The sequence below is a fragment of the Vibrio sp. 10N.222.55.B11 genome, from assembly GCF_041473705.1.
Lineage (GTDB): Bacteria > Pseudomonadota > Gammaproteobacteria > Enterobacterales > Vibrionaceae > Vibrio > Vibrio crassostreae_C.
Map to the genome: position 1 here is coordinate 20,032 of NZ_JBFRST010000055.1, position 25,775 is coordinate 45,806.

General features: G+C 44.7%; 25 protein-coding genes and 2 pseudogenes. 11 read left to right on the forward strand and 16 right to left on the reverse strand.

Annotated features, from left to right (window positions below; translation table 11 throughout):
• Positions 1-86 precede the first annotated feature (86 nt).
• From AB4503_RS18920 to AB4503_RS18930, 3 genes are all read left to right on the forward strand, one after another.
• Positions 87-1,076, forward strand: coding sequence for a rhodanese-related sulfurtransferase (locus tag AB4503_RS18920; protein WP_017065056.1), 990 nt, complete (start codon positions 87-89; stop codon positions 1,074-1,076).
• A 201-nt stretch (positions 1,077-1,277) separates the two neighbouring features.
• Positions 1,278-1,535, forward strand: coding sequence for a YdcH family protein (locus tag AB4503_RS18925; protein WP_009846137.1), 258 nt, complete (start codon positions 1,278-1,280; stop codon positions 1,533-1,535).
• A 96-nt stretch (positions 1,536-1,631) separates the two neighbouring features.
• Entirely contained in the window at positions 1,632-2,156 is a 525-nt protein-coding gene (locus AB4503_RS18930; RefSeq protein WP_065583568.1) for an N-acetyltransferase, read from the forward strand.
• Here the strand turns inward: AB4503_RS18930 and manA are convergent.
• The 6 genes from manA to AB4503_RS18960 form a co-directional block, all read right to left on the reverse strand.
• Positions 2,153-3,358: a mannose-6-phosphate isomerase, class I gene (gene manA, locus AB4503_RS18935; protein WP_372115559.1), complete on the reverse strand. Its 1,206-nt coding sequence runs from the start codon at positions 3,356-3,358 to the stop codon at positions 2,153-2,155. The genes AB4503_RS18930 and manA overlap by 4 nt on opposite strands.
• A 291-nt stretch (positions 3,359-3,649) precedes the next feature.
• On the reverse strand, positions 3,650-4,990 hold the full coding sequence (locus AB4503_RS18940; protein ID WP_372115560.1) for an MFS transporter: 1,341 nt from the start codon (positions 4,988-4,990) through the stop codon (positions 3,650-3,652).
• Positions 4,991-4,998: 8 nt separating this feature from the next.
• The gene (uhpB, locus tag AB4503_RS18945) at positions 4,999-6,495 is read right to left on the reverse strand and encodes a signal transduction histidine-protein kinase/phosphatase UhpB (RefSeq protein ID WP_017065060.1); all 1,497 of its coding nucleotides are present in this window, start codon (positions 6,493-6,495) and stop codon (positions 4,999-5,001) included.
• A complete protein-coding gene (uhpA, locus tag AB4503_RS18950) occupies positions 6,495-7,103 on the reverse strand; it encodes a transcriptional regulator UhpA (protein ID WP_017061545.1) in 609 nt (202 codons plus the stop codon). The genes uhpB and uhpA overlap by 1 nt, the downstream gene beginning before the upstream one ends.
• A 147-nt stretch (positions 7,104-7,250) precedes the next feature.
• The gene (gene uhpT, locus AB4503_RS18955; protein ID WP_171733551.1) at positions 7,251-8,645 is read right to left on the reverse strand and encodes a hexose-6-phosphate:phosphate antiporter; all 1,395 of its coding nucleotides are present in this window, start codon (positions 8,643-8,645) and stop codon (positions 7,251-7,253) included.
• A 406-nt stretch (positions 8,646-9,051) separates the two neighbouring features.
• Complete coding sequence (locus AB4503_RS18960) at positions 9,052-9,390, reverse strand: DUF1840 domain-containing protein (protein WP_017061543.1); 339 nt, start codon at positions 9,388-9,390, stop codon at positions 9,052-9,054.
• 315 nt (positions 9,391-9,705) lie between these two features.
• Between AB4503_RS18960 and AB4503_RS18965 the strand changes: the two genes are divergently transcribed.
• Positions 9,706-10,896 carry a GGDEF domain-containing protein gene (locus AB4503_RS18965; RefSeq protein ID WP_102321386.1) on the forward strand — a complete coding sequence of 397 codons (1,191 nt, stop codon included), beginning with the start codon at positions 9,706-9,708 and terminating at the stop codon, positions 10,894-10,896.
• 25 nt (positions 10,897-10,921) lie between these two features.
• Here AB4503_RS18965 and AB4503_RS18970 read toward each other — a convergent pair whose 3' ends face one another.
• Positions 10,922-11,206, reverse strand: coding sequence for a hypothetical protein (locus AB4503_RS18970; protein ID WP_017061541.1), 285 nt, complete (start codon positions 11,204-11,206; stop codon positions 10,922-10,924).
• Positions 11,207-11,363: 157 nt separating this feature from the next.
• On the opposite strand from AB4503_RS18970, the gene AB4503_RS18975 reads away from it, so the two are divergent.
• Complete coding sequence (locus tag AB4503_RS18975; protein WP_372115561.1) at positions 11,364-12,236, forward strand: pirin family protein; 873 nt, start codon at positions 11,364-11,366, stop codon at positions 12,234-12,236.
• A 228-nt stretch (positions 12,237-12,464) separates the two neighbouring features.
• Here AB4503_RS18975 and AB4503_RS18980 read toward each other — a convergent pair whose 3' ends face one another.
• Positions 12,465-12,746, reverse strand: a complete 282-nt coding sequence (locus AB4503_RS18980; RefSeq protein WP_004732754.1) for a pyrimidine/purine nucleoside phosphorylase — start codon at positions 12,744-12,746, stop codon at positions 12,465-12,467.
• Between the two features lie 307 nt (positions 12,747-13,053).
• On the opposite strand from AB4503_RS18980, the gene AB4503_RS18985 reads away from it, so the two are divergent.
• Together AB4503_RS18985 and AB4503_RS18990 are read left to right on the forward strand one after the other, a co-directional pair.
• On the forward strand, positions 13,054-13,518 hold the full coding sequence (locus AB4503_RS18985) for a DUF2850 domain-containing protein (protein WP_372115562.1): 465 nt from the start codon (positions 13,054-13,056) through the stop codon (positions 13,516-13,518).
• 398 nt (positions 13,519-13,916) lie between these two features.
• On the forward strand, positions 13,917-16,457 hold the full coding sequence (locus tag AB4503_RS18990) for a glycosyl hydrolase family 18 protein (protein ID WP_372115563.1): 2,541 nt from the start codon (positions 13,917-13,919) through the stop codon (positions 16,455-16,457).
• Between the two features lie 319 nt (positions 16,458-16,776).
• On the opposite strand, the gene AB4503_RS18995 is transcribed toward AB4503_RS18990, so the two are convergent.
• Both AB4503_RS18995 and AB4503_RS19000 read right to left on the reverse strand, forming a co-directional pair.
• Positions 16,777-17,625 (reverse strand): alpha/beta hydrolase, encoded by an 849-nt coding sequence (locus AB4503_RS18995; protein WP_136974025.1) that lies wholly within the window; start codon positions 17,623-17,625, stop codon positions 16,777-16,779.
• A 192-nt stretch (positions 17,626-17,817) separates the two neighbouring features.
• Positions 17,818-18,411 (reverse strand): TetR/AcrR family transcriptional regulator, encoded by a 594-nt coding sequence (locus tag AB4503_RS19000; RefSeq protein ID WP_029235279.1) that lies wholly within the window; start codon positions 18,409-18,411, stop codon positions 17,818-17,820.
• A 176-nt stretch (positions 18,412-18,587) separates the two neighbouring features.
• Here AB4503_RS19000 and AB4503_RS19005 point away from each other — a divergent pair, with 176 nt between their 5' ends.
• The gene (locus tag AB4503_RS19005; protein ID WP_048610304.1) at positions 18,588-19,544 is read left to right on the forward strand and encodes an AEC family transporter; all 957 of its coding nucleotides are present in this window, start codon (positions 18,588-18,590) and stop codon (positions 19,542-19,544) included.
• 122 nt (positions 19,545-19,666) lie between these two features.
• Positions 19,667-20,707, forward strand: coding sequence for an acyltransferase (locus tag AB4503_RS19010; protein WP_372115564.1), 1,041 nt, complete (start codon positions 19,667-19,669; stop codon positions 20,705-20,707).
• A 125-nt stretch (positions 20,708-20,832) separates the two neighbouring features.
• Here AB4503_RS19010 and AB4503_RS19015 read toward each other — a convergent pair whose 3' ends face one another.
• Positions 20,833-21,711, reverse strand: coding sequence for a 6-pyruvoyl tetrahydropterin synthase family protein (locus tag AB4503_RS19015; RefSeq protein WP_372115565.1), 879 nt, complete (start codon positions 21,709-21,711; stop codon positions 20,833-20,835).
• 232 nt (positions 21,712-21,943) lie between these two features.
• Positions 21,944-22,398 (reverse strand): annotated as a pseudogene (locus AB4503_RS19020) (helix-turn-helix domain-containing protein).
• Between the two features lie 110 nt (positions 22,399-22,508).
• Here AB4503_RS19020 and AB4503_RS19025 point away from each other — a divergent pair.
• Positions 22,509-22,985: a YHS domain-containing (seleno)protein gene (locus AB4503_RS19025; protein ID WP_017067245.1), complete on the forward strand. Its 477-nt coding sequence runs from the start codon at positions 22,509-22,511 to the stop codon at positions 22,983-22,985.
• Here the strand turns inward: AB4503_RS19025 and AB4503_RS19030 are convergent.
• A complete protein-coding gene (locus tag AB4503_RS19030) occupies positions 22,982-23,104 on the reverse strand; it encodes a hypothetical protein (RefSeq protein WP_017061529.1) in 123 nt (40 codons plus the stop codon). The genes AB4503_RS19025 and AB4503_RS19030 overlap by 4 nt on opposite strands.
• Before the next feature lie 49 nt (positions 23,105-23,153).
• Here AB4503_RS19030 and AB4503_RS19035 point away from each other — a divergent pair, with 49 nt between their 5' ends.
• Positions 23,154-23,789 carry an START domain-containing protein gene (locus AB4503_RS19035; protein ID WP_372115566.1) on the forward strand — a complete coding sequence of 212 codons (636 nt, stop codon included), beginning with the start codon at positions 23,154-23,156 and terminating at the stop codon, positions 23,787-23,789.
• A gap of 42 nt (positions 23,790-23,831) precedes the next feature.
• Here AB4503_RS19035 and AB4503_RS19040 read toward each other — a convergent pair whose 3' ends face one another.
• From AB4503_RS19040 to AB4503_RS19050, 3 genes and pseudogenes are all read right to left on the reverse strand, one after another.
• Positions 23,832-24,356, reverse strand: coding sequence for a hypothetical protein (locus tag AB4503_RS19040; RefSeq protein WP_017067247.1), 525 nt, complete (start codon positions 24,354-24,356; stop codon positions 23,832-23,834).
• Between the two features lie 8 nt (positions 24,357-24,364).
• Positions 24,365-24,751, reverse strand: coding sequence for an MAPEG family protein (locus tag AB4503_RS19045; RefSeq protein WP_017061526.1), 387 nt, complete (start codon positions 24,749-24,751; stop codon positions 24,365-24,367).
• Positions 24,752-25,495: 744 nt separating this feature from the next.
• A pseudogene (locus tag AB4503_RS19050) lies at positions 25,496-25,722 on the reverse strand (YjiH family protein); the annotation flags it as partial.
• Positions 25,723-25,775 lie beyond the last annotated feature (53 nt).

Here is a 25,775-nt window from a genome sequence, read left to right on the forward strand (position 1 = left end):
AGACAGAACTAAGTTGAAATACTCAGTTCTGATCAAAACAGGCAACCGCTCTGGATTTACGTTCCAGCTCGCAGAAAGGAAAAACCATGTCTCAATATGTTGTATGTGCTCTGTATAAATTCGTAGCACTTGATGATTACCAAGAAATTCGCCAGCCACTAACCGACGTGTTAGAAGCCAACCAAATCCGCGGTACTTTGTTACTTGCGAGTGAAGGCATCAACGGTACCGTTGCAGGTAAGCGCGAATCTATCGACGCCCTTCTTCAATGGTTCAAACAAGATTCTCGCTTGGCTGATGTTGTTTACAAAGAGTCGTTCAACGAAGAACAACCATTCAACCGCACCAAGGTTAAGCTTAAGAAAGAGATCGTAACCATGGGCGTTGAGGGCATCGACCCACGCCACGTTGTCGGCACTTACGTGAAACCAAACGAATGGAACGCATTGATCTCTGATCCTGATGTGATTCTGGTTGATACTCGTAACGACTACGAAGTGGACATCGGCACCTTCAAAAATGCTGTAAACCCAAACACAGAAACCTTCCGTGAATTCCCTCAATACGTTGAAGACAACCTTGATCCTAAGAAGCACAAGAAAGTTGCGATGTTCTGTACTGGCGGTATTCGTTGCGAAAAATCAACAGCCTACATGAAAGAGCAAGGCTTTGATGAGGTTTATCACCTTGAAGGCGGCATTCTTAAGTACCTAGAAGAGGTACCTGAAGAAGAGAGTATGTGGGAAGGCGACTGCTACGTATTTGATGGTCGAGTTGCAGTAAACCACCAGCTAGAAAAGAGCGGTTACGATGTGTGTAACGCGTGTCGCCTGCCAATCACTGACGAAGACAAAGCCTCTAAACACTTCGAGAAAGGCGTAAGCTGCCCTAAGTGTATTGATAAGCACAGCGACGAGCAGAAAGCCCGTTTCCGTGAACGTGAAAAGCAAGTTCAACTGTCGAATGCTCGTGGCGAAACCCACGTAGGCGGCGAAGCTGCTCACCTTATCGAGCAACGCAAAAAAGAGAAGCTTGCACACAAAGAGCAGCAACGCTCTGGTAAGAAAGCAAAGTAAACTTTCTGCTTTAAACTCTTATAGTTCTAAACATATAACTATAAATAGTTAGCTATATACATACAAAAGGGCGCAAGTTCGAGGATAATCCTACGAGTTTACGCCCTTTTTTGATCGCTTTACGGCTTTGTGTTTTGAACCACATTTCTTTCGAAAAATTGCTTCTATACTGTTAATAATTCGACTAGAGAGGAAGTGCCAATGCTCAATGAAAACCATGCCTTTATCTTAGATTTCCCAGATCTTAAATTAGACATTGTTCAGCTCAACCACGACGACGAAAAATTCAAAGCAGACATGCAGAAATACCACCAACTCGACTACGACATCCGTCAGCTAGAAATCTCTGGCAGCCCTATCGATGACGACAGCATGCACAACCTCAAAGTAGAACGCATGGAGCTAAAAGACTCGCTACACAAACAGCTCACACGCCATCACGCGCTTAAGATCGTATAGAAAAATCAATCCAAGACTTTATTCTTAGCCATGCATCACGCATGGCTTTTTGGTTTCATCACTTCGCAAATCTAAGCTAATTCGGCTTCTTCAATTATGTTACTGTTTGCTTATTCAAAGGCGTTTGATAAGGAAGCGGTAAAAGTGGCAATGAAAGAAGAGAACATACAACTCCAACTCGCTTCAAATTCTGAATTCGATGAACTGTTTGCGTGTGTTAAACAAGGTATCTTCATACACGTAGATAGCGTTTTCGGCTGGGATGACGACTTTCAACGTCAACGACTTTTAAACGAATACCATCCATCTTGGTTTCATTGGGTATATCGCGAAAATAAAAGAGTGGGGCTCGCCTGCTTTAAACCTTATGACAACGCATACCATATTCATTTGCTGATCATTTTCCCCCAGTACCAAGGTCGTTCGCTTGGCAAGCAAGTCATGACTCTCATACATAAAAAAGCTATGGCAGAGCAACTTAGTCAAGTCACTCTATCGAGTTTTAAAAGTAATGCTCGTGCTATTAACTTTTATCAATCGCTTGGCTATCACGTTGTTGATGAAGGAGATGATGATTTTGTGGGGATGGAGCTCAATCTATACCACAAACACCATCTCTAATTAAACGCCCTAGCCACTCGCCCATTACTGCTCAGTACATAATGACCAATATAAGCTGGGATAAATACCGATTGCCCTTTGGTGAGTGTCAGGTGCTCGCCTTTCTGACTCATTAGCGATAAATCATCATCGATTGCCATTAAGATTTCAGCGCCGCTTGTGATGACTTCTTCTTGCTGAGGGCGATGAAAAATATTGAAATCAAAGTCACTAACTGGGATATCATAGCGATCACATTGACCTAACTTTGAAGGTGCTAACAACAAGCGTTCGAACGGGATTGGTGTAAACTCTGTGCAGGCAACCAACTCAGCGACATCAATGTGTTTTGGCGTTAAGCCAGCTCGCAGCACATTGTCTGAATTGGCCATAATCTCGAGCCCAGTCCCCTTGATGTAAGCGTGCGGAGTGTTTGCATTCAAATACATCGCTTCACCCGGGTTCAATGTGATCAAGTTAAGAAGCAGAACACAAAATAGACCAATATCGTTTGGATACTGATGACTAAGCTCAATAACCAAAGCGAACTCCGCTTGGTCTTGATGAGCAGCCGCGTAAGTCAGAAGTTGCTCTAATGCTTGATGTTTACGTTGTTCATTCAACGTTAATAGATCGCGGAAAAACGTCTCTAAACCTAGAGAATCAAGGTTATTGCCAAACTGTTCAACCAAACTAGCCAGCTCGCTCGAATCTAACTTTCTGAACAGACCTAATATTTCATCGAACTCTCGAAAGCCATTCATCGCTTGGTATTCAGTGACCGCGTAAACCAATTCAGGCTTGTGGTTTGAGTCTTTATAGTTACGATGCCCTGCGGTTAGAGGGATTCTTGCTTGCTCTTCTCTCGCAAAGCCAATTTCAGCTTGTCGCTTGTTTGGGTGCACCTGAACCGACAGCGCCTTTTCTGCCGCTAAGATCTTAAATAAGAATGGTAGCTCACCAAACGCCTGCGCAATATCGGTTGATAGGTAGGCCGATTTATTCTTGTTAATCAGCTCAGATAGAGGCACTAAATGTTGGTCCAGCTTGACCATTGAGCAACCTTTCGGATGCGCTCCCATCCAAACTTCCGCTTGTGGTTCTTGTGACTCATTCTTAAAGCCAAACAGTTCACGTATAGAAGAAATGCTCCCCCATGCATAATTTTGGATGGTGTTTTCCATTGGGAAAAATGAGTGTTCTGAGAGGTGGCTGAGTGACATGGCGTTTTCCGTAGTGAGCCCTTTGAACACAATTCAGAGAGCTGATTTCTAATAACGTAAATAATTAGAAAGACTACAGAGCTCGGCTAGAACCCACATGAGATGAGGTCTTAGACGCAATAGGAAAAATTCTTAGAAACAGGTGAGACCGATGAAAAGCGTGAAAATAGTCACATTTGAATATCACGAGTAGAAAGCGCTGAGAATAAGATAGCGGCTTGTATCGCACTGATTACAGCAGCGATACAAGCATCTGAATACAAACACTAGTGACTATCTTGTTATCGTTCCTTAAAAACCAGAGCGAGCTTCTGCACTTTTCTGAGGTGATTGAGCTTGTAGGAAAGGCAGTAACAGCAAGCCAATAACGGCCGCACAAGTAGAGATGGTAATGAAGAACCCACTCCAGCCGTAAGCTTCTAGAACGAGCGCTAATGGGTAACCAGAAAGTGCTGCTCCCATATAAGCAAACAAGCCAACAAAACCTGTCGCCGCCCCGGCAGAGTCTTTATGTGAACATTCCGCCGCCGCCATGCCAATAAGCATTTGAGGGCCAAAAACAAAAAAGCCAACGCAGAATAGCCCAGCCGCTTGAAACACAAAGTTGGTTAAAGGCATAAGCCATAAAGCCGAAACCGAAAGGAAGATGCCAATCGCAAACAAGATGTTCATCGGGCCTCGGTTGCCACCAAACAACCTATCCGATCCCCACCCAGCAACAAGTGAACCAACAAAACCTCCTATCTCGAACAGAGACAAGGCAGCGTTGGCGTTGATCAAACTGTAATCGTGTTCTTCGGTGAGGTATAAATTGCCCCAGTCGTTAACTGCCGTTCTTACGATGTAAACCAACACATAACTAAAGGCGAGCAACCAAATGTACTTATTGCTGAACACATAGGTTTTCAGGATCTCTCGATAGCTTAACCCTTGCCCATGGCTCTCTTGCGCTAATTCCAGGTGATCACTGCGCCACTTCCCTACCGTCGGAAGTCCCATGGTGGTGGGCTTATCACGCAAACGCCAACAAACGATAAGACCGATAAACACGCCAATCACACCCGGCCAAATAAACCCCGCTCGCCAACTGAATTGCAGCGTCAGATAACCCACAAGAATAGGAATTAGCGCCCCACCCACGTTGTGTGCTGTATTCCAGATTGCCCAGCGAGAGCCTCTTTCGGAGCGAGAATACCAAGTCGTCAATAACTTAGAACACGATGGCCAGCCCCAACCTTGGAACCATGCATTCAGTACCCATAGCGAGATAAAAGCCGCTAACGAACTCGAAAAGCCAAACGCGATGTTTATCAGACCAGTCGCGATTAGGCCAAGCCCCATGAAGTAACGAGGGTTCGACCGATCCGATATCGTGCCTGAGATAAATTTCGATAAGCCATAAGAAAGATAAAATAGCGTGCCAATTAAGCCGATATCGCCTTTGTCCAAACCTAGATCGGTGATCATTGCAGGCGCGGCGTAATTAAAGGTTTTACGAGTGAAGTAAAAACCCGCATAGCCGACATACATTCCTATCATGATGTGAAGGCGCCAATAGCGATAACTCTGATTGACCTCATCATCAGTTAGAGCATCACTCTCTGACGTTGTTGAGCGCAGAAATCCAAACATATTCGTTCTCACACTTTAGGTAATGTAACGCTGATATTGGTACCCGAAGATGAGCCATTAGCGTTGATTGTCATCTTGCCGCCGAGCGCCTGAACACGCTCTTGCATACCGCGAACACCCATTCCTTTGAGAAGATCTTGCGCTGTAAAACCAATGCCATTATCTGATATCTGAAGATAAGCCTGGTCACCTAAAAGCAGTTCAATTCTGATTTCGCTCGCGTTGGCGTATTTAGAGGCATTGTTTAGAGATTCTTGGCACAGCCTGAAGATAGTGACCTTAAGCGTGTCACTCAAACACGAGTAATCACCTTGCCAATTTAACTGAATATCAACGCCGTGATCCGAAAACTCCATCTCTCGAATAAGCTGTTCCACGGAATCTTTTAGGTCCAGATCGTCCAGCATCTTAGGTCTTAATTTTGTAAGTAGACGTTTGGTGGTGTCATAAACATTCAAAGATAATGATTCAATGGTACCCGCACAGCGAACGCTCATCTCAGCCGCGTCGACACGTTTAATAATGCTTGCCTGAGTACGAATTGCCGTGATGTTTTGGCCGATTTCATCATGCAGTTCACGCGCAATATCACGACGAACCGACTCTTCAGCGGTAACTAACTGACGTGAAAGGTTTTGATTTCTGGAGAGTTCACTTCGCAATTTGGAGTTGAGATCTTTCTGCTTTTGAACCGCTAAACCAAGCAGTATACCTGTGATGGTTTGAGCAGATAGAGACAAGAGTAAGTCGGTAATTTCGAGTTTGGATGTTCCGCTGTGGGCTGCAATCAACGCGACACTATTTAACATTGTTGCAAGCAGAGCACCTTGCCATCCATAACGAACGGCGAGCAAGATAATAGGGATCGCCATACAGAACGGGGCAAAGCGCCTTAGCTCATCAGGCAAACTGGTTTGTATCAAAATACTGGCGACCAACAACACGCTATATAAAGCAATATGACGGATTTTGAACTCAACGACATTATTGATTAAGTAAGAGCTCAATGGTGCCCACTTGTTTTGGAATAGATAGTTCCAGACCAGATAACACATCGGCACCAGCATCAATCCGCCAGTAATACTCACCAACCACACCATGTAAACAGCAGAAACATGAGAACCCACCACGGCAACGTTAATAAATGCTGTGACCATGATTAAGCTCGCCATCACTAACAAGTGACGATTCTGGTCACCAGAATAATAACGCTTGGCAATTAGCGTGGCAGGAATACTCAATCCACTGGCGATGAGTATCGTCAGCCATTGGGGTTCATCAAGCAGCAGAGCTAAAGCGATCGCAAGCCCCCACTCGGCAATATAGATAGCAGGCCAATAGTGAGTGCGAGTGTGCAGCGTCATTCCCAATCGAAGTGAAAACGGGAAAAGCAGAATGGCTAACTCAGGGTCATTAATAAAATAGAAGGCAATAACCCACAAACAGAACCATGCACAACCAGCCATAAAAACCCCACACAGGGAGGTGGCTAGGTAAGAACGCATTAGTACTGGTCTTGTGTAAACAGTTTCGCTAACTCGACATTATTCTTAACATTGAGTTTGTCCATCGCATTGGCACGGTGTACATGCACCGTTTTATGGCTAACCCCTAGCTCTACGGCAATAGATTTTACATCGAGCCCTGTCGCCAATAACTGACACACTTCGCTTTCTCTGCGGGTGAGCTGATTTAAAGAGGCTTTATTCTTCATGGGCGTCGCAAGCTTTATGGCGATATCGGGCGTGAGATAACAGCCACCATTTGCGCTCGTGTGTACGGCTTGGATTAACTCATCAGGGCTACAGCGCTTGCTGAGATAACCTTTGGCTCCTAACTCTAATGACTTCTCAACCATCGCCGGAGAGTCATGTACGCTCAGCATGATACTGGCAATGCCTGATGGAATCTCTTCCAATAAGCTCAGGCCACTTTCGTCTTGCATTGAGATATCTAAGATCACGACATCAGGGTGACAACTTGGCAATCCTAGGCGCGCTTCTGCCGCAGAGTTGAATTCCCCCACGACCGTAATATCAGCTTCAAGACTGAGTAATTGAGCAAAGCCAGATCGAACAATGACGTGGTCATCAACAAGCGCAACATTAATCATGATATTAACCAAAATTAAGAGTAAGAAAGAAAAATAGCCCCAACAGGAGCTATCTAAAATTAAGTTTATTAATAGAGATGATACTGAATCGAACTAACGATTGGTATGATCTCACGTGCTTTAAACCAATAAAGCACGTGAGACTCGCTACGCGTTTTGAGACGATAAGTGTATTTTCTTAGCGTGGCGAATCTTCTTCTCTTCCGCAACCGCAACGAATAGCAGTAACACGATACAAATGGCAGCTGACGTATCAAGCGCTGCGAACGTGCCTTTCCAACCCGTTAAGCCAAAAATAGGTGTGCCGTCTGCAATCATACCTAGGCCAAGTTTGGCAAAGCTGTCACCAATTAAGTAAGCAAATGTACCTTTCACGCCATCCGCAACGCTGATTGCTTTCTTAGGCACGAAACCTACTGCAGCAACACCAATCAGCAACTGAGGACCAAATACTAGGAAACCAAGCACAAACAGTGATGCTAGGTACATGAACTCACTGGTTGCATGCTGGTAGAACTCTAGCGAAACGATAATCAGGCCAAGCGATACACAAGCAACCAAAGCACGGCGTCCGTTCGCAAGGTCTGACAGATAACCCCACATTAACGTACCGACCAGTGCACCAACCTCAAACAGAGTGAAGCCTGAAATCGCGGTTTCTTTTGATAGACCTAGCTCTTGATACGCATAAACGGTAGACCATTGATCGATACCGATACGAACAATGTATAAGAAGATATTCGCGAAGCAGAGCAACCAGATCACTTTGTTTTTCAGGATGTATTCAACAAAGATCTCTTTCTTAGTCATTTGATTTTCTTCAGCAGCCGTATCTTCTTCGCTGACTTCTTCATCAAACAACTCTTCAACCGTACCTAGACCATAGGCTTCAGGAGAGTCATTACCAAAGCGCATACCAATAAAGCCAACCACAATCGCAATGATTGATGGGAACACGAACATACCGATCACGTTGCCATCAAAAAGGTAGTTAGCACCGAACAGAGCAACACCAGCGGCACCTGCACCACCCACGTTGTGCGACATATTCCAAAGGCCTAAATAAGAACCACGCTTGTTACGAGGCGTCCATTTAGTGATGGTCGAGTAGCTTGAAGGACCGCCGGTACTTTGGAAGAAACCACTCAACGCATAGAAGGCAACCATCAAGAATAAGCTAGCACTGCCACCGCCCATACTGAAGCTGAAGCCCAACATAGCGATACCAGAAAGGACAAGCATGAATGGCAGGAACTGCTTGGTGTTTTTACCATCGGCATAATAGGAAACGACGGTTTTACCGATACCGTAAGTGATAGAGAAACCCAGACCGATAAGACCTAGATCCGTCATCGATAATCCATAAGTAGAAATCATGTCGTTTTGCGCGACATTGAAGTTCTTACGGATCAAATACATGGTTAGATAACCAATGAACACGACGAGGTAAGATTGTAGGAATGGTTTAAACCACATTTTTCTTCTAGTTTCGACCGGAAGATCCAGCGTCGGTTTTCGAACCTGATCTAGGAACTTTAACATTGTGAACTCTCTTATTTTTTGTGAGGTCTGCACGGCATAATTGCGGCCATACATTGTTTGTTAGTTGACCGTGAAATAATAAGGAGTCTAAAAATCGACCGCATGAGAGAGGGTCTTAGAATAACTAGGAAAAATTCTTAGTTCAGAATTGGGAGTCAAGAAAGCGTGAACAGCATCACTTTGTTTACGGTCTGTTATGGATTGATATTACGATAACAAAAGTCACTCATTTCAGGGCTGACGAACCTTGTAAATAAACAGAAACGAGTGGATTACTTCACTAAAAAAACACCAGTATCGGTTCATCACCATAAAACTCCATGGTCATGGTGTGTCCGATACTGGTTCAGCATTCATTCTGATTAAAATAGATTCAATAGGCTTGTTACGTTTCGCGTGAATCGTACTACAGTCGCTTGCCGCTACCGTCTTCCCACATCACTTCACATTCATCTTTGATGGCAGCTTTTAATAATTCAACCAGTGGGAACGCTCGACTACCGATATTAACAGGCGCTTCAACCACCTCTTCTTCATTGTCGTCATCAGTATTTTCATGCTCTACGGACTTGCTCTGCTCTGCTGCAATAGCAGCACGTAGATTATCCAGAGCTTGAGGAACCTCTGAAGCATCCATAGCACCTGGGATGGAGCCGCTATGCCCAAGCATCTTGATGAACTGGAGGCCGACTTCACCAAACATCGTGACACTAGCATGAGCTTTACAACTAAAGGTAATTAACATAATGAGCCTTTCTTAATTTTGGTCGTTTACAAACTATGTGGAGTAACTCTCTGGAAAGCAAGTAGATAAACATCAAACAACGGTTACAAGTTTGATGCTTAAATCTAATCTTCTAGAGATGACCAGCACCATCGGTGATATACATCACTATTTGGAATTGATTGAACAGCCTTTCATATGAAACCTTGATAGTAGTCACACTAAATAGACATCTAAGCCTCTGCATAGCTTGTTATTTAATCTACTATTAACACCATTATCAAAAACTTTGGCACAGATCACATGAAAAGGCTCGTCGGCAGGCACCTAGAAGAAATGGCGGACATACGATCCACCCGCAAGCAAAAAATTGTCCACTCCTTTTCACTGACTGCCGCTGCGTTATTCATTTTCTATACTTGGGCTTACTTCGAAGGCGAGCATTACACGCTGTCAATATTCGAATTGTGCTTCGCCATCATTGCCATTTCTAACGCTTTATATGTAAGAAAAGTCATCAATCCTGAGTATTCCGAATTGATTCTGAGTGGTGTTCTTCTAGTTCAGGGCGTCATCCTATTCTTGTACAGTCACGCCATCCCAGATCGCATCCTCTGGCTCTACCCAATTCTGGCCGCGGTCATTTTCATTAATGATTTCAGAATTGGCATAATCTTCAGCACCTCGTTTTGCCTGTTCATCAGCACCTTGATTACAGCAATGCCCAACAATTTTTCTTTACCATTTAACAGCACACACAGATTTTTCCTTAGCTTATTTACCATGAGCTTGGTGTGCCACACATCCGCCTATTACTACACAAAAGCCGTCAGTTATATTCAACGCCTGTATAAAGAAGGCATTGAAGATCTCGCTTACAGAGATCAGTTAACCGGCTTGGCAAACCGTTGGAGCTTTGAACGCTGGGCGACAGAAAAACTAGCCACCGTGGATAGTGAGCGATCACTTACGGCATTGGTCTTTTTGGATATAGATGACTTTAAAGGCATTAACGACAGCTACGGGCACGATGTGGGAGACAGTGTCTTACAGCATTTTGCCAATCGCTTGAGCAACAACATTCGAACCAGAGACAGAAAAAGCCATGAATACGATTATTCCATCGCGCGCTTTGCTGGAGACGAGTTTGTTCTGATGCTCTACGATGTGCCAACTCGTAAAGATCTAGACGGCATTCTAGATAGGATCTGCGGGCTGTTCGAAAGCGGCTGCCAAACAAACGAGAGAATCAAGGAATTGACGTTAAGTGTTGGGGTTGCTTTGTATCCGCAAGATGCCCAAGAATTACATGAGCTGACGAGATGTGCTGATAAAGCGATGTATGTTGCCAAGCATTCAGGAAAAAACCGATATGCTTATTATCACGACAACCCAGTATCGACCCTGATAGAAGAACTACCAACGAGCCTTGTTAGCTCAGCACCGGATTCATCTGAACTTGAAGATTGCTTTGAAGCGAAGATCGAAGGGAACAATGTTACGCTATTAAAAACGCGCCAACGCTAGCCATTCCTATAACGGAGCGGCGCTGCTAACCTGCAAGGTACATAAGCCAAAGACTCACTAACCCGATCATAATAATCCATATGACTTGACGTGTTCGGTTTGGGTTATTCCCTTTAGGTCGCCTCACCACGGTTTTAAAAGCGGCTTGCTTAGCTGACTGAATAAACGGCGCTTCTATCTCACGTTTTTTCACGCGGCGTTTAACTGCGCTGTTTGCAACCTCAGTAAAGCGCTGGCTTTGCTCCGTTGTAAAGTCGTTATCAAAACCTATCCGACCATGCCTTTCGCCATGTTTTTGCTGAACTGCCATAGCGGCCTCCTTGGCGATATACTCTCTATTGAGTATAGACATAATTTCATATTGTTACCTGTTCAAGATTTTCGAATAAGTCACTCAACGCTGTGCCATCTTCTTTTTAAATCAAATTACATAAACTACAGCTATTCAAGTTTATGAGGGTTTCAAAATGACGAATGTAAGAGCAGTAGATCATGTGATTACAGCACATGCCACCTCAGATGGTGATGGCGTCAAAATCCAACGACTCGCAGGTTTTAATAACGCACGTTTCTCTCCATTTTTAATGATTGATGAACTGAAGTCGGATGAAAGCAAAGACTATGTTGGCGGCTTTCCTCCACATCCTCACCGTGGGATAGAAACGCTCACTTACATGCTCCAAGGTCACTTCCAACACAAAGACCATATGGGGAATGTTGGAGAGCTACGCAGCGGTGGCGCTCAATGGATGGCCGCAGGCCGTGGTGTCATTCACAGCGAAATGCCAATGATGGAAGAAGGTGCACTGCATGGCTTTCAGATTTGGATAAATCAGCCTGCGTCACACAAAATGCTGCCCGCGCAATATCACGACTTCCAGAGTGAAAGCATTACAGAACACCAAAGCGAACAACGTGGTTTATTGAGAGTGATAGCCGGTGGGTTTGAACTGCATAACCAAACTAACGATGATTCAGAGGCTTTACGAGCGCAAGGTCCATTGCAGAAAACAGGTGTGCCATTAATCGTTGCGGATTGGCGCTCTCATGCTGGGCAAAAAGTGACGTTAGGGACTAATGTTAATCACAATGCCATGACTTATGTGTACCGAGGCAGCATTAAGATCGGCGACAAAGTGATCAAGCAAGGTCAGCTTGCCCTGCTCACCAAAGCTGACTGGCTTTCTTTAGACAGCTTAGAAGATTCAGGTGTACTGGTTTTTTCTGGTGAACCGATTAATGAACCTGTTGTGCACTATGGTCCGTTCGTCATGAATTCAATGGAAGAGATTGAACAGACGATTCAGGATTACAACGACGGCGTATTTGAGACTTACTGATTTACCAATGTCTGTCTTTGAGCTTTGAATTGAGATTTGAATTGAAGATTGAAGATTGAAGAGATTTTGCAACGAACAACGATTTGGTCATCCATTTGATGACTGCAAAAACAAGTGACACTATCCACTGCCGGTTACTATCACTTATTTAACCACGCTCCTAGAGCGTGGTTTTTTTCTATTAAATCAGAGACCAACAGTGCCCTAATTAAACGAATTTAGAGCGAGTTACAGATATTCACACAGGTAAGCTGTCGCTTCTTTTACCTGCAGGTCGAATGAAGAATCACCCGCAACGTCAAAAGACTCACCAGATTGGTATGTCGTCCATTCATCATCGCCAACACGCTTTACAATTAAAGCACCTTTAACAACGGTCATCTTTTCTGGAGCCGCAGTACCGAATGTGTATTCGCCAGCTGCCATCACACCAACACTCACATCAGCGCCAGCTTGGTTAAACGCTAACGACTTAACGCCACCTTCAAAGTATGTGTTTTCTTTAATCATTGTACTTCCTTGTTATCTCAAAATTGCAATTATTGGACTCAACGAATGAGCCTATGCGTAAATCTAGGTGATAATTGTTTTAACCAATTCGAGACTGTCCTACAAGAAATAAATACGCATAGCTTAGGCATTTCTTGAATTCGCTTTCATTGATAACGTAAATACCAAGGAATCAGGCAAAAAATCGCCAACGCAACCAAATTTATTGGAACATTCGATCCTGCTTCTAACTCTTATAACAATTTTTGCAAACTAAGGTTTTAGTTAATAGAATCTAAAATAATATCAGTGGGAAAATGAAGAGATAATGGCAAAAAAGTCGATCAAAAGCAGAGATTTATTTGCCAACTCGTTACTCTACAGCTTCCTATTAGCTGGCTTTATGGTTGCCCTCACCGCCGGCTATTTTGCTTACCAAGCCCACCAGCAATCTGTCAGCCCAAGCAACGTCTATGGCACATGGATAGAGATTGCGGCGCCACCTTACAACACCGACATCCTGACACTTTCTGAAAACGGTGTGATGATGAATCATCGTCTTATCACTACCTCATTCGATTTTGACGGGAAGATCGTCACGATCAACACTGGCTCTGGAACCACCGTTTACACCATCAGTGGTACTTACGATTCGCCTCGCTTAAAGCGATTAGAGCCAAGCGTACCATCTCAGCAATTTATTAAAGAAGGCTACGAAGATACTGCGACTGGTGATACCCATAGTGTCATGCAACAACGACGCGCTTCCTTAGCTGAGCAATTCAAAAGATAACCCTCTTATCCATACTGCCATAAGCATTCGTCTTCAAGTTTACCCGTCGATCGACCCCGCTCGCTCAACATACTTCACTTTGTGATTCAGCTTCAATCCACAGTATTTTCTTATAGTTTGTCGCACCTTTTCATAACTTCATGTCGTGAATTTTCACTTGTGAGATTTTCCTACTGAAGGATGTTTTATTTTATAAAACATGGACTCAGCCTCTCATTCATTAAGCAACAGAATTGTAACAAGATACAATTTTTTAGTTGTCCATCGAAAACGGATTTATTTTCAGTTATGAAATTAAAACTCTCTCGAATACTGACTGGGAAGCTCCTTCAAAACTGATTGGAGCCGTTTATGGGGCCATTGGGTTCTCGTAATCTTCAAGGAATGAGAGAAATAGTATGATTCGTATAAATACCTGTGCTGCAAGCATTGCTCTAGCGCTATCTGGTACAGCATTAGCTGCTCCAACAGCACCTAGCATCGACATGTACGGTTCCAACAACCTGCAATTTTCTAAAATTGAACTCGCGATGGAAACCACCTCTGGCTACAACCAGATGGTTAAATATCACGACAAAGCAAAAGTCGACGTTAAGTTCAACCAATGGAGCGGAACGTCAGGAAACACGTACAACATCTACTTTGATGGCGTTAAAGTAGCCACTGGCCCAATCACTGGCAGCCAAACCACGGCCTCATTCGAATATGGCCAAGGCGGCTTATTCGAAATGGAAATAGAAGCGTGTGACGAAACAGGTTGTAGCAAAAGCGCACCCGCTAAAATCACGATTGCCGATACAGATGGCGCACACTTAGCGCCACTTGCGATGAATGTGGATCCAAACAACAAGTCATACAACACAGATCCAAACACGGTAGTCGGTACTTACTTTGTTGAGTGGGGTATTTATGGTCGTGACTACACGGTAGATAACCTACCTGCTGATAACTTGACCCACATCCTTTACGGCTTCATCCCAATTTGTGGTCCTAACGAATCAGTAAAATCGGTAGGTGGAAACAGCTACAACGCCCTCATGACAGCTTGTCAGGGTGTTAATGATTACGAAGTAGTGATTCACGACCCATGGGCTGCTTTCCAGAAGAGTTTCCCTCAAGCGGGCCACGAATACAGCTCACCGATCAAGGGTAACTACGCAATGATGATGGCGCTCAAACAGCGTAACCCTGATTTGAAGATCATCCCATCGATTGGTGGTTGGACGCTGTCTGACCCATTCTTTGATTTCACAACTAAAGCCAACCGTGACACCTTTGTAGCGTCTGTTAAGAAATTCCTTAACACATGGAAATTCTACGACGGTGTGGATATCGATTGGGAATTCCCTGGTGGTGGCGGTGCTGCTCCAGACCTTGGTGATCCTGTAAATGACGGCCCAGCTTACATTGCACTGATGGCAGAACTTCGCGTAATGCTAGATGAGCTAGAAGCGGAAAACGGTCGTACTTACGAGCTCACTTCTGCGATCGGTGTTGGTCACGATAAGATTGAAGACGTGAACTACGGCGATGCTATCCAATACATGGATTACATCTTCGCAATGACTTACGACTTCTACGGCGGTTGGAACAACGTGTTAGGTCACCAAACAGCACTAAACTGCGGTAACTTCATGCGTCCTGGTCAATGTGATGGCACAGGTCTTGATGAAAATGGCGAACAGTACACAGGCCCAGCTTACACCACAGACAACGGCATCCAATTGCTACTTGAACAAGGCGTTCCAGCGAACAAACTTGTGGTTGGTACAGCGATGTACGGTCGTGGCTGGGAAGGCGTATTACCATCATCACTCACCGATCCTAGCGACCCTATGACAGGGGTGGGTAACGGCAAACTGAAAGGTAGCTCTGCGCAAGGCGTATGGGAAGATGGCGTTATTGATTACAAAGGCATTAAAGCAAACATGCTTGGAGCGAATAACCAAGGCATCAACGGCTTCGAATATGGCTACGACGAATTGGCAGAAGCGCCTTACGTTTGGAACCGCACTTCAGGTCAGCTGATCACATTTGATGATGACCGCTCGGTAAAAGCAAAAGGCGCGTACGTTCGTAGCCTTGGCCTTGCGGGTCTATTCTCTTGGGAAATTGATGCAGACAACGGCGACATCCTCAACGCAATGCATGAAGGCCTTGCTGGCGGTACAACAGATCCTGTAAACCGTAAACCAACGGCAGCTGCAGGCGCAGACCAATCAGTTGAAGGCCCAGCCTCTGTTTCTCTAGATGGCAGCGCTTCAAAAGACAGCGACGGTACAATCGCGAGCTATGCTTGGTCACAAGTAAGCGGCACGGCAGTAACGCTGGCGAACGCGAATGCGGCTGTTGTAAGCTTCGATGTGGTTGAAGTCGCGCAACAAGAAGCACTCACGTTCAGCCTAACGGTAACTGATAACGAAGGCGCTACTGCAACTGACACCGTTGTTGTAACGGTAACTCCTAAAGACACAGGCCCAGTCAATACAGCACCAGTTGCTGTGCTTACGGCTCCGGCTGAAGTCAATGCGGGTGACGTTGTTGTGGTTGATGCGTCAGCGTCTAGCGATGCGGATCAAGACACATTAACCTTCACGTGGGATGTACCAGCAGGTATCAACGCAACAGTACAAGGCGCTTCAGTAAGCTTTGTCGCGGCTGAATACGCGCAAGACACAGTACTGAACTTCTCTGTAACAGTGAGTGATGGTACCGATACATCAGTCGCGGCTACTTCAGTGAAAGTCCTCAAGAAAACCACAGGCGGTGGCTCGTGTACTAACGCTTGGGATTCAAGTGCAGTCTACACTGGTGGCGACCAAGTGACTCAAGGCGGTAAGGTTTGGGAAGCGAAATGGTGGACAACCGGTGAAGATCCAACAACGACAGGCCAATGGGGCGTGTGGAAAGAGATCGGCCCAGCAAGCTGTGCTAACTAAGGACAAGATTAGTTAAAGCTAACTAAGCAACTAAAAGCAAAGGCCAACCAGAGAATATCTGGTTGGCCTTTTTAGTGTTTTTTTTCTTAGCTTTGAGCTTACGATCTTTTTACTGGCGTTCTACTGACTTGCGCTCGTTATACCAATCACAGTAAGTAAGTGTTCAAAAATAGCGCAGGAAAAAAGCTTGAGAACAAGGCTGCTCTTTTCAATAAATAGTTTCGATAAGTAGTTATTCTACAGTCAAAAAATCTAACGACGTTATCGAGATTTTTAACAAGCTAGGGTGAACAGTTATTTACTACGATTGGTATTAGACTTAGCCAATTAAGTTATCAAAGCTCTCAAATACTTGTGGGCACTTCATTACTCGCCCGTGGCCCTGTCCTTGAGTCGCAATTAAAGTAACGCGACCCATTTCATTAGCAGCACGCTGAGACACATCAAACTTAGTAAACTTGTCTTGCTCATCATGAACGATGATCGTTTGAGACTCACGAAGCGCTAGCTTTCCATAGGGATCAACAGACTGAATTGGATAGTTAAACTGCTCTTCTACTTCTCCGACTACCGCTTCAAACAGTTTCATTGAGTAACCAGAACGTGTGACGCTGCCAAATAGGTTTTCTAGATAATCCAGTACAGGTGCAATCAGCAATAGTGGCTTGTTTTCCAATTTAACGTGCTTACATTCCAACGCAGAAGCCGTACCCATGCTGTGGCCGACCAAACCAGCTACCTCACCTACCGAATCTAGAATCGCTTCAAGACCGTTCACAAACGCAGGAATATGACCATGTACACCATCGCTGCCACCATGAGCAGGATGATCGTAAGCCAGAGCCGTAAAACCTTTAGCAGCAATATGTTCCATCAGAGGGAAAAACTGACTCGCAGTGCCAGACCAACCATGAGTCAGCACCCAAACAGGTCCGGTACCTAAAGAATAGGTTTTTATAACGCCATCACGACCTTTGATTTCACTCTTGATAAGCCCTTGGGGATCAGCATTTTTCTGCTCAGTACGCATTGGAGTGAGCAGCAACTTACGTGCTGTTTTCTTCGCATGACTCGGCGCTAGGATGTAATGAAGATTGGTTGTTGCGCCAATTAAGCTGCGCTTGAAGCTGAATTTGTTCGATGTATTAAAGTAGATTTTGTCACTCATGACCGGTCCTTGTATCGCCATCATCATTGGCGGATCGAGCTCGGCCCTGAAAATCGAACGACCGTGCTATTTGTTAGTATAAAAAATGACGATAGCGCTGTTTATGATTGCTTGCCGCCACTTCTGTTAAAATCTTTTGCAAACCTTAGTTAAGCAAAGTCACATGATTTGCGAGTTAACCTGCTGTATGTATTAAACCGCTCTCCAACTGGCTACCAAGCGCTCGACACCACTCCAAAAATGGGTGTGGCTCGCTTGTTGGCCTCGTAACGAGTAGAACAAGTTCGCACTCAAATAAAGACCGTATAACTCGAAGGTTGCCTGTTTCGGGTCTAAATCGGCTCTGAACTGTTTGCTCTCAACCGCTTTTGCTACCTGAATCGTCAAGTAGTCAATCCACACTGAAATGGTTTTCTGCAGTGCTTTCTGAATCACAGACCTTTCACTGCCCGCATCTTTCCATGCATCAATAAACATGCAACTGCCTTGGAATGAATGGTTCCAGCCCAGCCAATTGTCGAGCAGCTGTTTCAATTTCGCTTCAATATCACCATCTCCCAGCTCTCTTGCGGGAATGATGACTCTTTCGGTGAATATGGCGTTGGAATACTCGAGTACAGAGAGTTGCAGGTTTTCTTTAGAGTTGAAGTGTGCAAACAAGCCACTCTTAGACATGCCACACTGCTTGGCTAACTCGCCAATCGTCAAACTCTCAAGCCCATTCTCACTTGCAAGCGCGAATGCATGGCTCAAAATATACTCTTTGGTTATCTTTCCCTTACTCATTATTCACCAATAATAAATCTGATACATTATTTTTAGCACGTTCGTTCTTTTTTTCAAGATTTTTTACTTAACCCTAGGTATTCATTTTGTCTTATCAAAGAACTGTGGAAAAATGCGACAGTATTCAAAGGAATTTGAGTTAACCGATTATTGAGTTTAATAACTAGGGAAAGAGAATGAACACACTTTGGGAACAGTTTGCGTTTTCGGCGTCGGTAACAGGCCCTATCTGTTTAATGCTGTTTCTTGGTGTGATGCTCAAGCGAATCGGCTTAATCAATGACAATTTCATTGATGTCGCATCTAAGGTGGTATTTCAAGTCACCCTGCCCGCGATGCTATTTCTGAGTATTGTTCAATCGAATCACAACTTTTCAGCCAGTAGCGCGTTAGTTGCGTTTGGCGTCATCGCTAACTTTGTCTTTTTCTTGTTCACGATTTTCTCAACCAAATTAGTATTTAAAGGTTCGAAAGATCAAGGTGTGATTGTCCAAGGTGGATTCCGCGCCAATACCGCGATCATCGGCCTCGCCTATGTGGCTAATATCTATGGCAACCAAGGCGTGGCATTGGCGGCTATCTATGTCGCATCTCTAACCGTGTTGTATAACATTCAAGCCGTGATTGCACTGACACCCAAAGGCGAAGACACTGGTGCGAAAGCGATTAAAGTGATCGCTAAGTCGATTACCAAGAACCCATTGATCATCGCTATTTTCTTAGCGGTCGTCTTCTATGCGCTTTCGATTCCTATCCCAAAAATGGTCACTGATGCTGGTCAGTACTTTGCCAACATGACGTTACCTTTGGCACTGCTGTGTACCGGTGGGTCGCTGGACATCAGCTCGCTCAAACAAGAAAAGTTATCGACGTGGTTCGCCTCTAGCTACAAGTTAATTGCCTCACCGTTACTGATTACACTGGCGGCTGGGTACTTAGGATTTGAAGGGCTCGATCTCGGGCTTATCTTCTTGATGAGCGCAGCACCAACAGCAGCGGCAAGCTACGTTATGGCTCGTGCGATGGGAGGAAACTCAACACTGGCGGCTAACATCATCGCGCTTACTACTGTTGTTTCTCTTATCACTTGTACTCTCGGTATTTTTGTACTTACTGCAATGGATTTAATATAGCTGCGACAGGCTTCAAATAATCAATACAAGCCTTAAAACAAAGGTCGCAACCCTTGATTTAGCGCTAACTGATTCAATAAAAAGGCTGTTAGATTCTACGAAAATTTTCTTAGAGATCTGATATGTCTTCCGTTCAACATACGCCTTCACAACACATCGCCAGTATTGAGTTGGGTCGAGTGATTGCTATCTTGGCGATCATTGGCTTACATGGCCAAGTGGCACTCACTTATTGGCAAATAGATGAAGTGCCTTGGATCGGTTATGTACTCAACCAAACCGCTCGTTTTGCGGTACCTCTGTTTTTCCTAATTTCCGGTTATCTTATTCAGCCCAAGCTGACTGCCTCCGCGTGGCAAACCGTCATTAATTACTCTAAACCACTGCTTAAGGTTTGGTTAGCATGGAGCATCATTTGCTTAGTGATGCCATTCAACCTCGCGAAGGTAGAAGAGTTTGGTTACCTAGGTGAGCGCCAAGGCTATTGGGGTTTCTTAATGAACACGCCACTTAACTCTTTCTTAGAGGGTGGATTGGTTCATTTATGGTTTATTCCCGCTCTGGTTTGTGCAGTTTTGATCATTGCTTTGATAGTCGAAATGAAACTCGACAAACTGCTATTACCAGCGGCCATTGTACTTTACGTTTATGGTGTTTTAGCGGGCAGCTACGCAACGCTAACCGGGTTAGAAGCACCTTTCTTCACGCGTAATGGCCCGTTCTTTAGCACGTTAATGGTGACCTTAGGTTTCCTTATTCGTCAGAATCAATGGAAGGTGTCATCAACTAAAGCGTTGGGGTTATTAGCGTTAGGCATGTTGATTCATTTTGCTGAGGCATCATGGCTCACCACGTTCGACGTCGGATTCAACATGAATGATTTCTTGTTTGGTACGGCACTATGGGGAATGGGCGTATTTATGTGGCTTTTGGCTAATCCAAACATCGGCGACTATGCGTGGGTTCGCGCGATCTCGAATCGTATGTTAGGCATCTACGTTTGCCATTTGCTGATCATTATCGTGCTGTTCAATGTCTGTGGAGTCTTAGGCATTACGGAATTGACAAAAGACGTTACGGTATTTTTTGGCACCGTATTGTTGAGCTTCGGGTTGGTTGTTGGAATCGAAAAAACACCACTGCGACGCGTGCTGCTTCGTTAGTGTTTGTGCCTAACATCATCAGCTAAATCAGTTTTAAAGAGTCACAAAAAGTAAAGGCAAGATAACGGATTATCTTGCCTTTATTTCATCATGTCAGTAATGAGACTGTGTCACTCGCTGGAGTGTTATCGGAACGCCATTGCGCCCTTGCCAACACCTTCATAAGCGACGATTTGTAGTGATTGGTTCTCTGCTAGGCTCGGTTCAACTTGATCCGCAATATAGCCAGCAAGTAATTCCACCGTGGTATCTGTCGGTAAAATTTCCGTCTCACTCTTAGCAATCGCTAGCTCAAATTCGCCTTGTGGCGCAGTGTAGCGGAAGCCATAGTGACTTTCATCATTAACACTGTTCGCGTTTTCACTCAGGTTAAGTGATGAAACTGAAACTTGGTCTTCTTTAGAACCTAAATAAATGTCTTCCCAACGCTGAGCAAATGCTTGTTCACGTTGCCCGTCACGCTGACCATCGACCACGATTTCTACTGGAGAACGGTGACCATGCGCGATGCGTTGGCAGTTGCCATCATGCTTTTTTAAACCATGGGTGTAGTGGTAGAACGCGCCATTAATGTTCTCATGACGTAGGGTGATCTCTAACCCTGTGACGTTACTTGGTAGGTTATCGCGAAGAGTATTGTAAACGTGTGCGGTCACACTCTCGATGGTGATCGCTTCTGCATCAATGAGGCAATATGCTTCATCAGGGCAATGTAGATGAAGACTCTTGTCACCACGCAACACATCAACCTTGGAGTAGCCCGCTTTGCTCGCTTGAAGAACAATTGCAGCGCTCTGCATTGGCAGCAGCAAACGATGATCAACATGCTCATCGACAAGCTGTTTGATCTGCTTTTTGACCTTGCTAAAATCCAGCACCATGCTCATTTCATTAAGTTCACCAGACATGGTGACATCTAAAATCCAACTATCTCCTACGACCCCTCTGTGTTCACAGATGTATGAAGAATCGATAACGGTAAGGTCTCTTACAAATAGGTTCAAGTTGAACTCCTTAATACTTTAATGAGATACGGGAGGCTGAATAATGTTCAGCAGGCACTTCGTCTCATTGGTGTCTAGATAAAATAGGACGGGCAGGATGTTACAACGAGCTTATAAAGTCCACCTTTTTACACCCTCTTCCGATAAAAGAACAAACTACATACAATTTCCGCTAAAACATAGACCAGCCAGATACGAATAGCCATAAATCGGGTGGGGATTGCCTGCCGTTTCACGACGCATTTTGCTTTAGCCAAAGGCGCGGCGACACTCCGGCAACATGTTGAAAAGCACGTGAGAATCCTGAATAGCTATTGTAACCCACTTCATCAGCGACCCAATTGATCGGCTTATTTTGCAATAACAGAGATTGAGCAACAGAGACTCGCCACTTTTGCACATAATCTCCCGGCGTTTCACCCACTTCCCGTTTGAACGCTTCAATAAACTGAGTACGAGACATCGCGGCCAGTGACGCCATTTCGGCAAATAAACAATGCAAGGCTGCGACAAATGCCTGTGTTCCGTGTGAGCGCTAGACAAGCTCAACTCCCCCGCGCTCAATACATGAAGGTGGCCCTCTTTACCTTGTTGCGCGTTAAATGACGATACTCCACACAGGTTTCCAGAATAGAAAACGCCAGTGCGTATCGAGAAGTGTTCCATTAGTTGTGAAAGCAGATCCATGCATCCTCCGAACGATTCGCTTAGTTTTTAGTTCTTTTGTCCCTCTATAGACCGGACGAGTGGGCTAAATTATTTCAAACAAGATAACCAACACTGACAAGGAACTTGATATGTCACACATGAAATCGACCAGTCAAAAAATCACTCTAATGGCCGCGTTACTAGGCACCAGCTTTTCGTTAATGGCAGCAGACCTTGATATGAGTGTCGACAGCAATAACCTCGCAATTAAAGGCTATGATCCTGTCGCTTACTTTGCCAATGAAGGTCCAGTAAAAGGCACATCTGAGTTCACAGCGACCTATAAGAATGCGATCTATAACTTTGCGAGCAGTGAAAACAGAGATGAATTTCGAGCCAATCCAGAAGCCTATGCCCCTCAATATGGCGGTTACTGCGCGTTTGGAGTAGCCATGGGTAAGAAGTTTGAAACCGACCCTCTCGCTTGGAAGGTGGAAGATGGAAAGTTGTATCTGAACTTAGACAAATCGGTTCAGAAACGCTGGCTGGAGAATACACAAGAGTTCATCCAAGACGCCAACAGCAACTGGACAACCATCAAAACCGTAGAAGCCTATAAGCTCTAGCCTACAGCGCTTATCCATTGCCCAAGAATAAAACGGAAGCGACCGAACGCTTCTGTTTTCATTGGGATTTTCCCCAAAGAGGCCAACCCAAAGCGATTGGCAACACCTACTAAGTCCATTTCTATTCTATACTCCTAGCAGATAAGCTTTTCTTTTTATGGAAGAATAATGACATTACCTAAGATTTTGGTACTCGGCCTCTGCGCCCTATCGACACTGACTTATGCCAACCCATGGCAGTTCATCAAAAGTGAAGATGGCATCATGATTGATAAAAGGCCACACAGCGAAGGCTTGGTCGAAATACGAGCACAGATGCAAACGCCCACCACTTACTCCGGTTTTTTACTGTTATTGGAAGACAGTGAGAACGTGCCAAACTGGATAGATAATGTATCGCAAAGCCGTGTGTTGATGCAGATATCTGAAGATGAAAACATCGTCTATACCCAATTCAAAGCACCGTGGCCTGCCAGAGATCGAGACATGGTGACCTACTCAAAATACAGCATCGAGGGTGGGCAGTTTGTTTTGTCGATAAAGGATGCGTCGAACTATTTGGCGAAAGAGTCGGGGTACATTCGAATCTACGATGTGGACGCACTTTGGACACTGCAACCGCTGACTAATGGCAATACCTACATCACCTACACCGCGTATGCGAACGCAGGGGGCATCTTGCCAAATTGGTTGATGAACAAGTTATCGATAGGCAGTGCACTGAGCACGTTTAAGGGGCTAAAAGAACAGTTACCAAAGTACCAAGGCCAACAGCACCCTAACCTGCCAAATGAGTCTCGCTAACGATACAAGTCGATAAGTAAATGGAGGCATTAAGGTTAAAGATTAAGGTCTTCTAGCGAGGTCGCGAGCTAAGATAAGCGCCAAGCCAAATACTTGAAGAAACAGGGCGATGTTCTTATAGAAAGCCATTTTCTCATCAAGCCTTTGGATTAACTCAACCAAGGTCAGGTTATCCAAATAGTAATCATCGATTCGAGTTCGTTGCGCTTCTTGTGCACTGTTTATCAGCATCATCAGTTTCGGTAAGTGAGCCAAAGAGATACTTGGCACTTCGCTACTCACCCAACGCCTAAGTTGCCCACGCAGTGCTTCGTCGAGAACCGTGGTCGGCTGCACCGTTTCTAGTTTATCAAGGTGAATCAAAATCGCTTCACGCTTGCGCTCTAGGGTTTCAATCGTATTCCAAGCAAGCTGTATTGAGTACACATTGCCGTATTTGCGATCGTTGTACTCCGCTTTCTCAGCTTCAATTTTATCGAGCACCAAGCTCGACATGACAATCGCCATGATGTTGAGTATCAAGCCTGCGAGGACAATCGCCCAAGCAGGAGGAAGACGCAACGCCATAATGCTCCCTAGAACATTTTATCAAAAGGTAGGTAAGCTAAGTTTAGGACAATCAAAGAGATCATGCAGATAAGCGTTAACACCATACCCACTTTTCGACCTTTGAAGTTCTTCGCTAAGATCCCTTTCGCATGAATCACACGCCCCAGAATAAACGCCACACCAATGACATGAATCAGCCACACACCGGCGCCATTCATCTCTAACAATCCCATCAAAATAACGGTGATTGGGATGTAATCCATAGCATTACTTTGTGCCGAACGTGCTATCTGTAACGACTCGACACCGCCATCAGCATGAGCAACAAGATTGATTCGCCTTTGCTTGATCACCTCTATTGCTAACCAAATCATTACGATCGTCAGCAAGGCTGCGTAAAGTGCTGTAACCATCATATTTCCCTATTATTTTGTGTTTACTCAGTGTTCTTTGTTATCTGTTCGACAACACCCGCCGAGATAAAATGAAAATCGCACCCGAGTACTTGTAAGAGATCTCTCACACCGAACGTAAGAGATCACAATCAAGCTTCGCAGAAAATTCCTAAAATACAAACCCAAGCCCTTGTTTTGTATGAATCCACGCATATTTCTTTCGATCAGTGGGTACATTTATTTCTTAGGGTGGATTGTGAGCAAAGCCTCTGCAGTGTTTAATACACATGTCGACAGGGAGTTGGCAGGAACAGGAAAAAGCCTAACGGATTAGGTATCTTCAGGATGAAGATTTGATGGCTTAGGATGAGTTATCAGCAAGGAAGTTATGCTCTAGGATAGAGTCGCTTATCAGGATGATGAGTTTGCAAGGACACCGCTAGGACGGCGATGAATTGGATAGGTTAAAGGATTTAGCCACGTCAAGGAACGATGCAGGGAGCACCAGTTACCTATTGAAAGATAAGTAACGCGCAGTAGCAGGATGGCTACGAAAAGAATAGACCCCGTTTGGTGAAAGCCAAACGGGGTTTCCTTTTTTGTAACGTCTGAAAGCTGTTCGCAGCTAACCGTTCAAAGTCACGTTACAAAATAATGTTCATCAAGAACATTGCACCAAACGCATTCAATACCGAAATCGCGATCATCACCGGGATGTAGCGACCTTCAGTACCAATTGGTCCCATGATACGTCCCATGTATTGCACCAACAAACTTGAAGATAAACATCACAGCAACCGCTAGGCCAATTGACGAAGTTACCGCCAAAGAACCATCCATAACTGGAAGGGTGAACAGTACTGTACCTGAAGAGAAGAAGTTAACGATCGCCCCGCGCCAGCATCAGTACTTTGAAGCGACGCAATCAATGCTAAGCCTGAGTTGCCAGGAGTATCCATCAAAGCTAATACTTTCGCCACCGTCTTTCTTTTTCACTATAATCTATTGAATTATTAAGATATCTATCACACCCCACATGCTT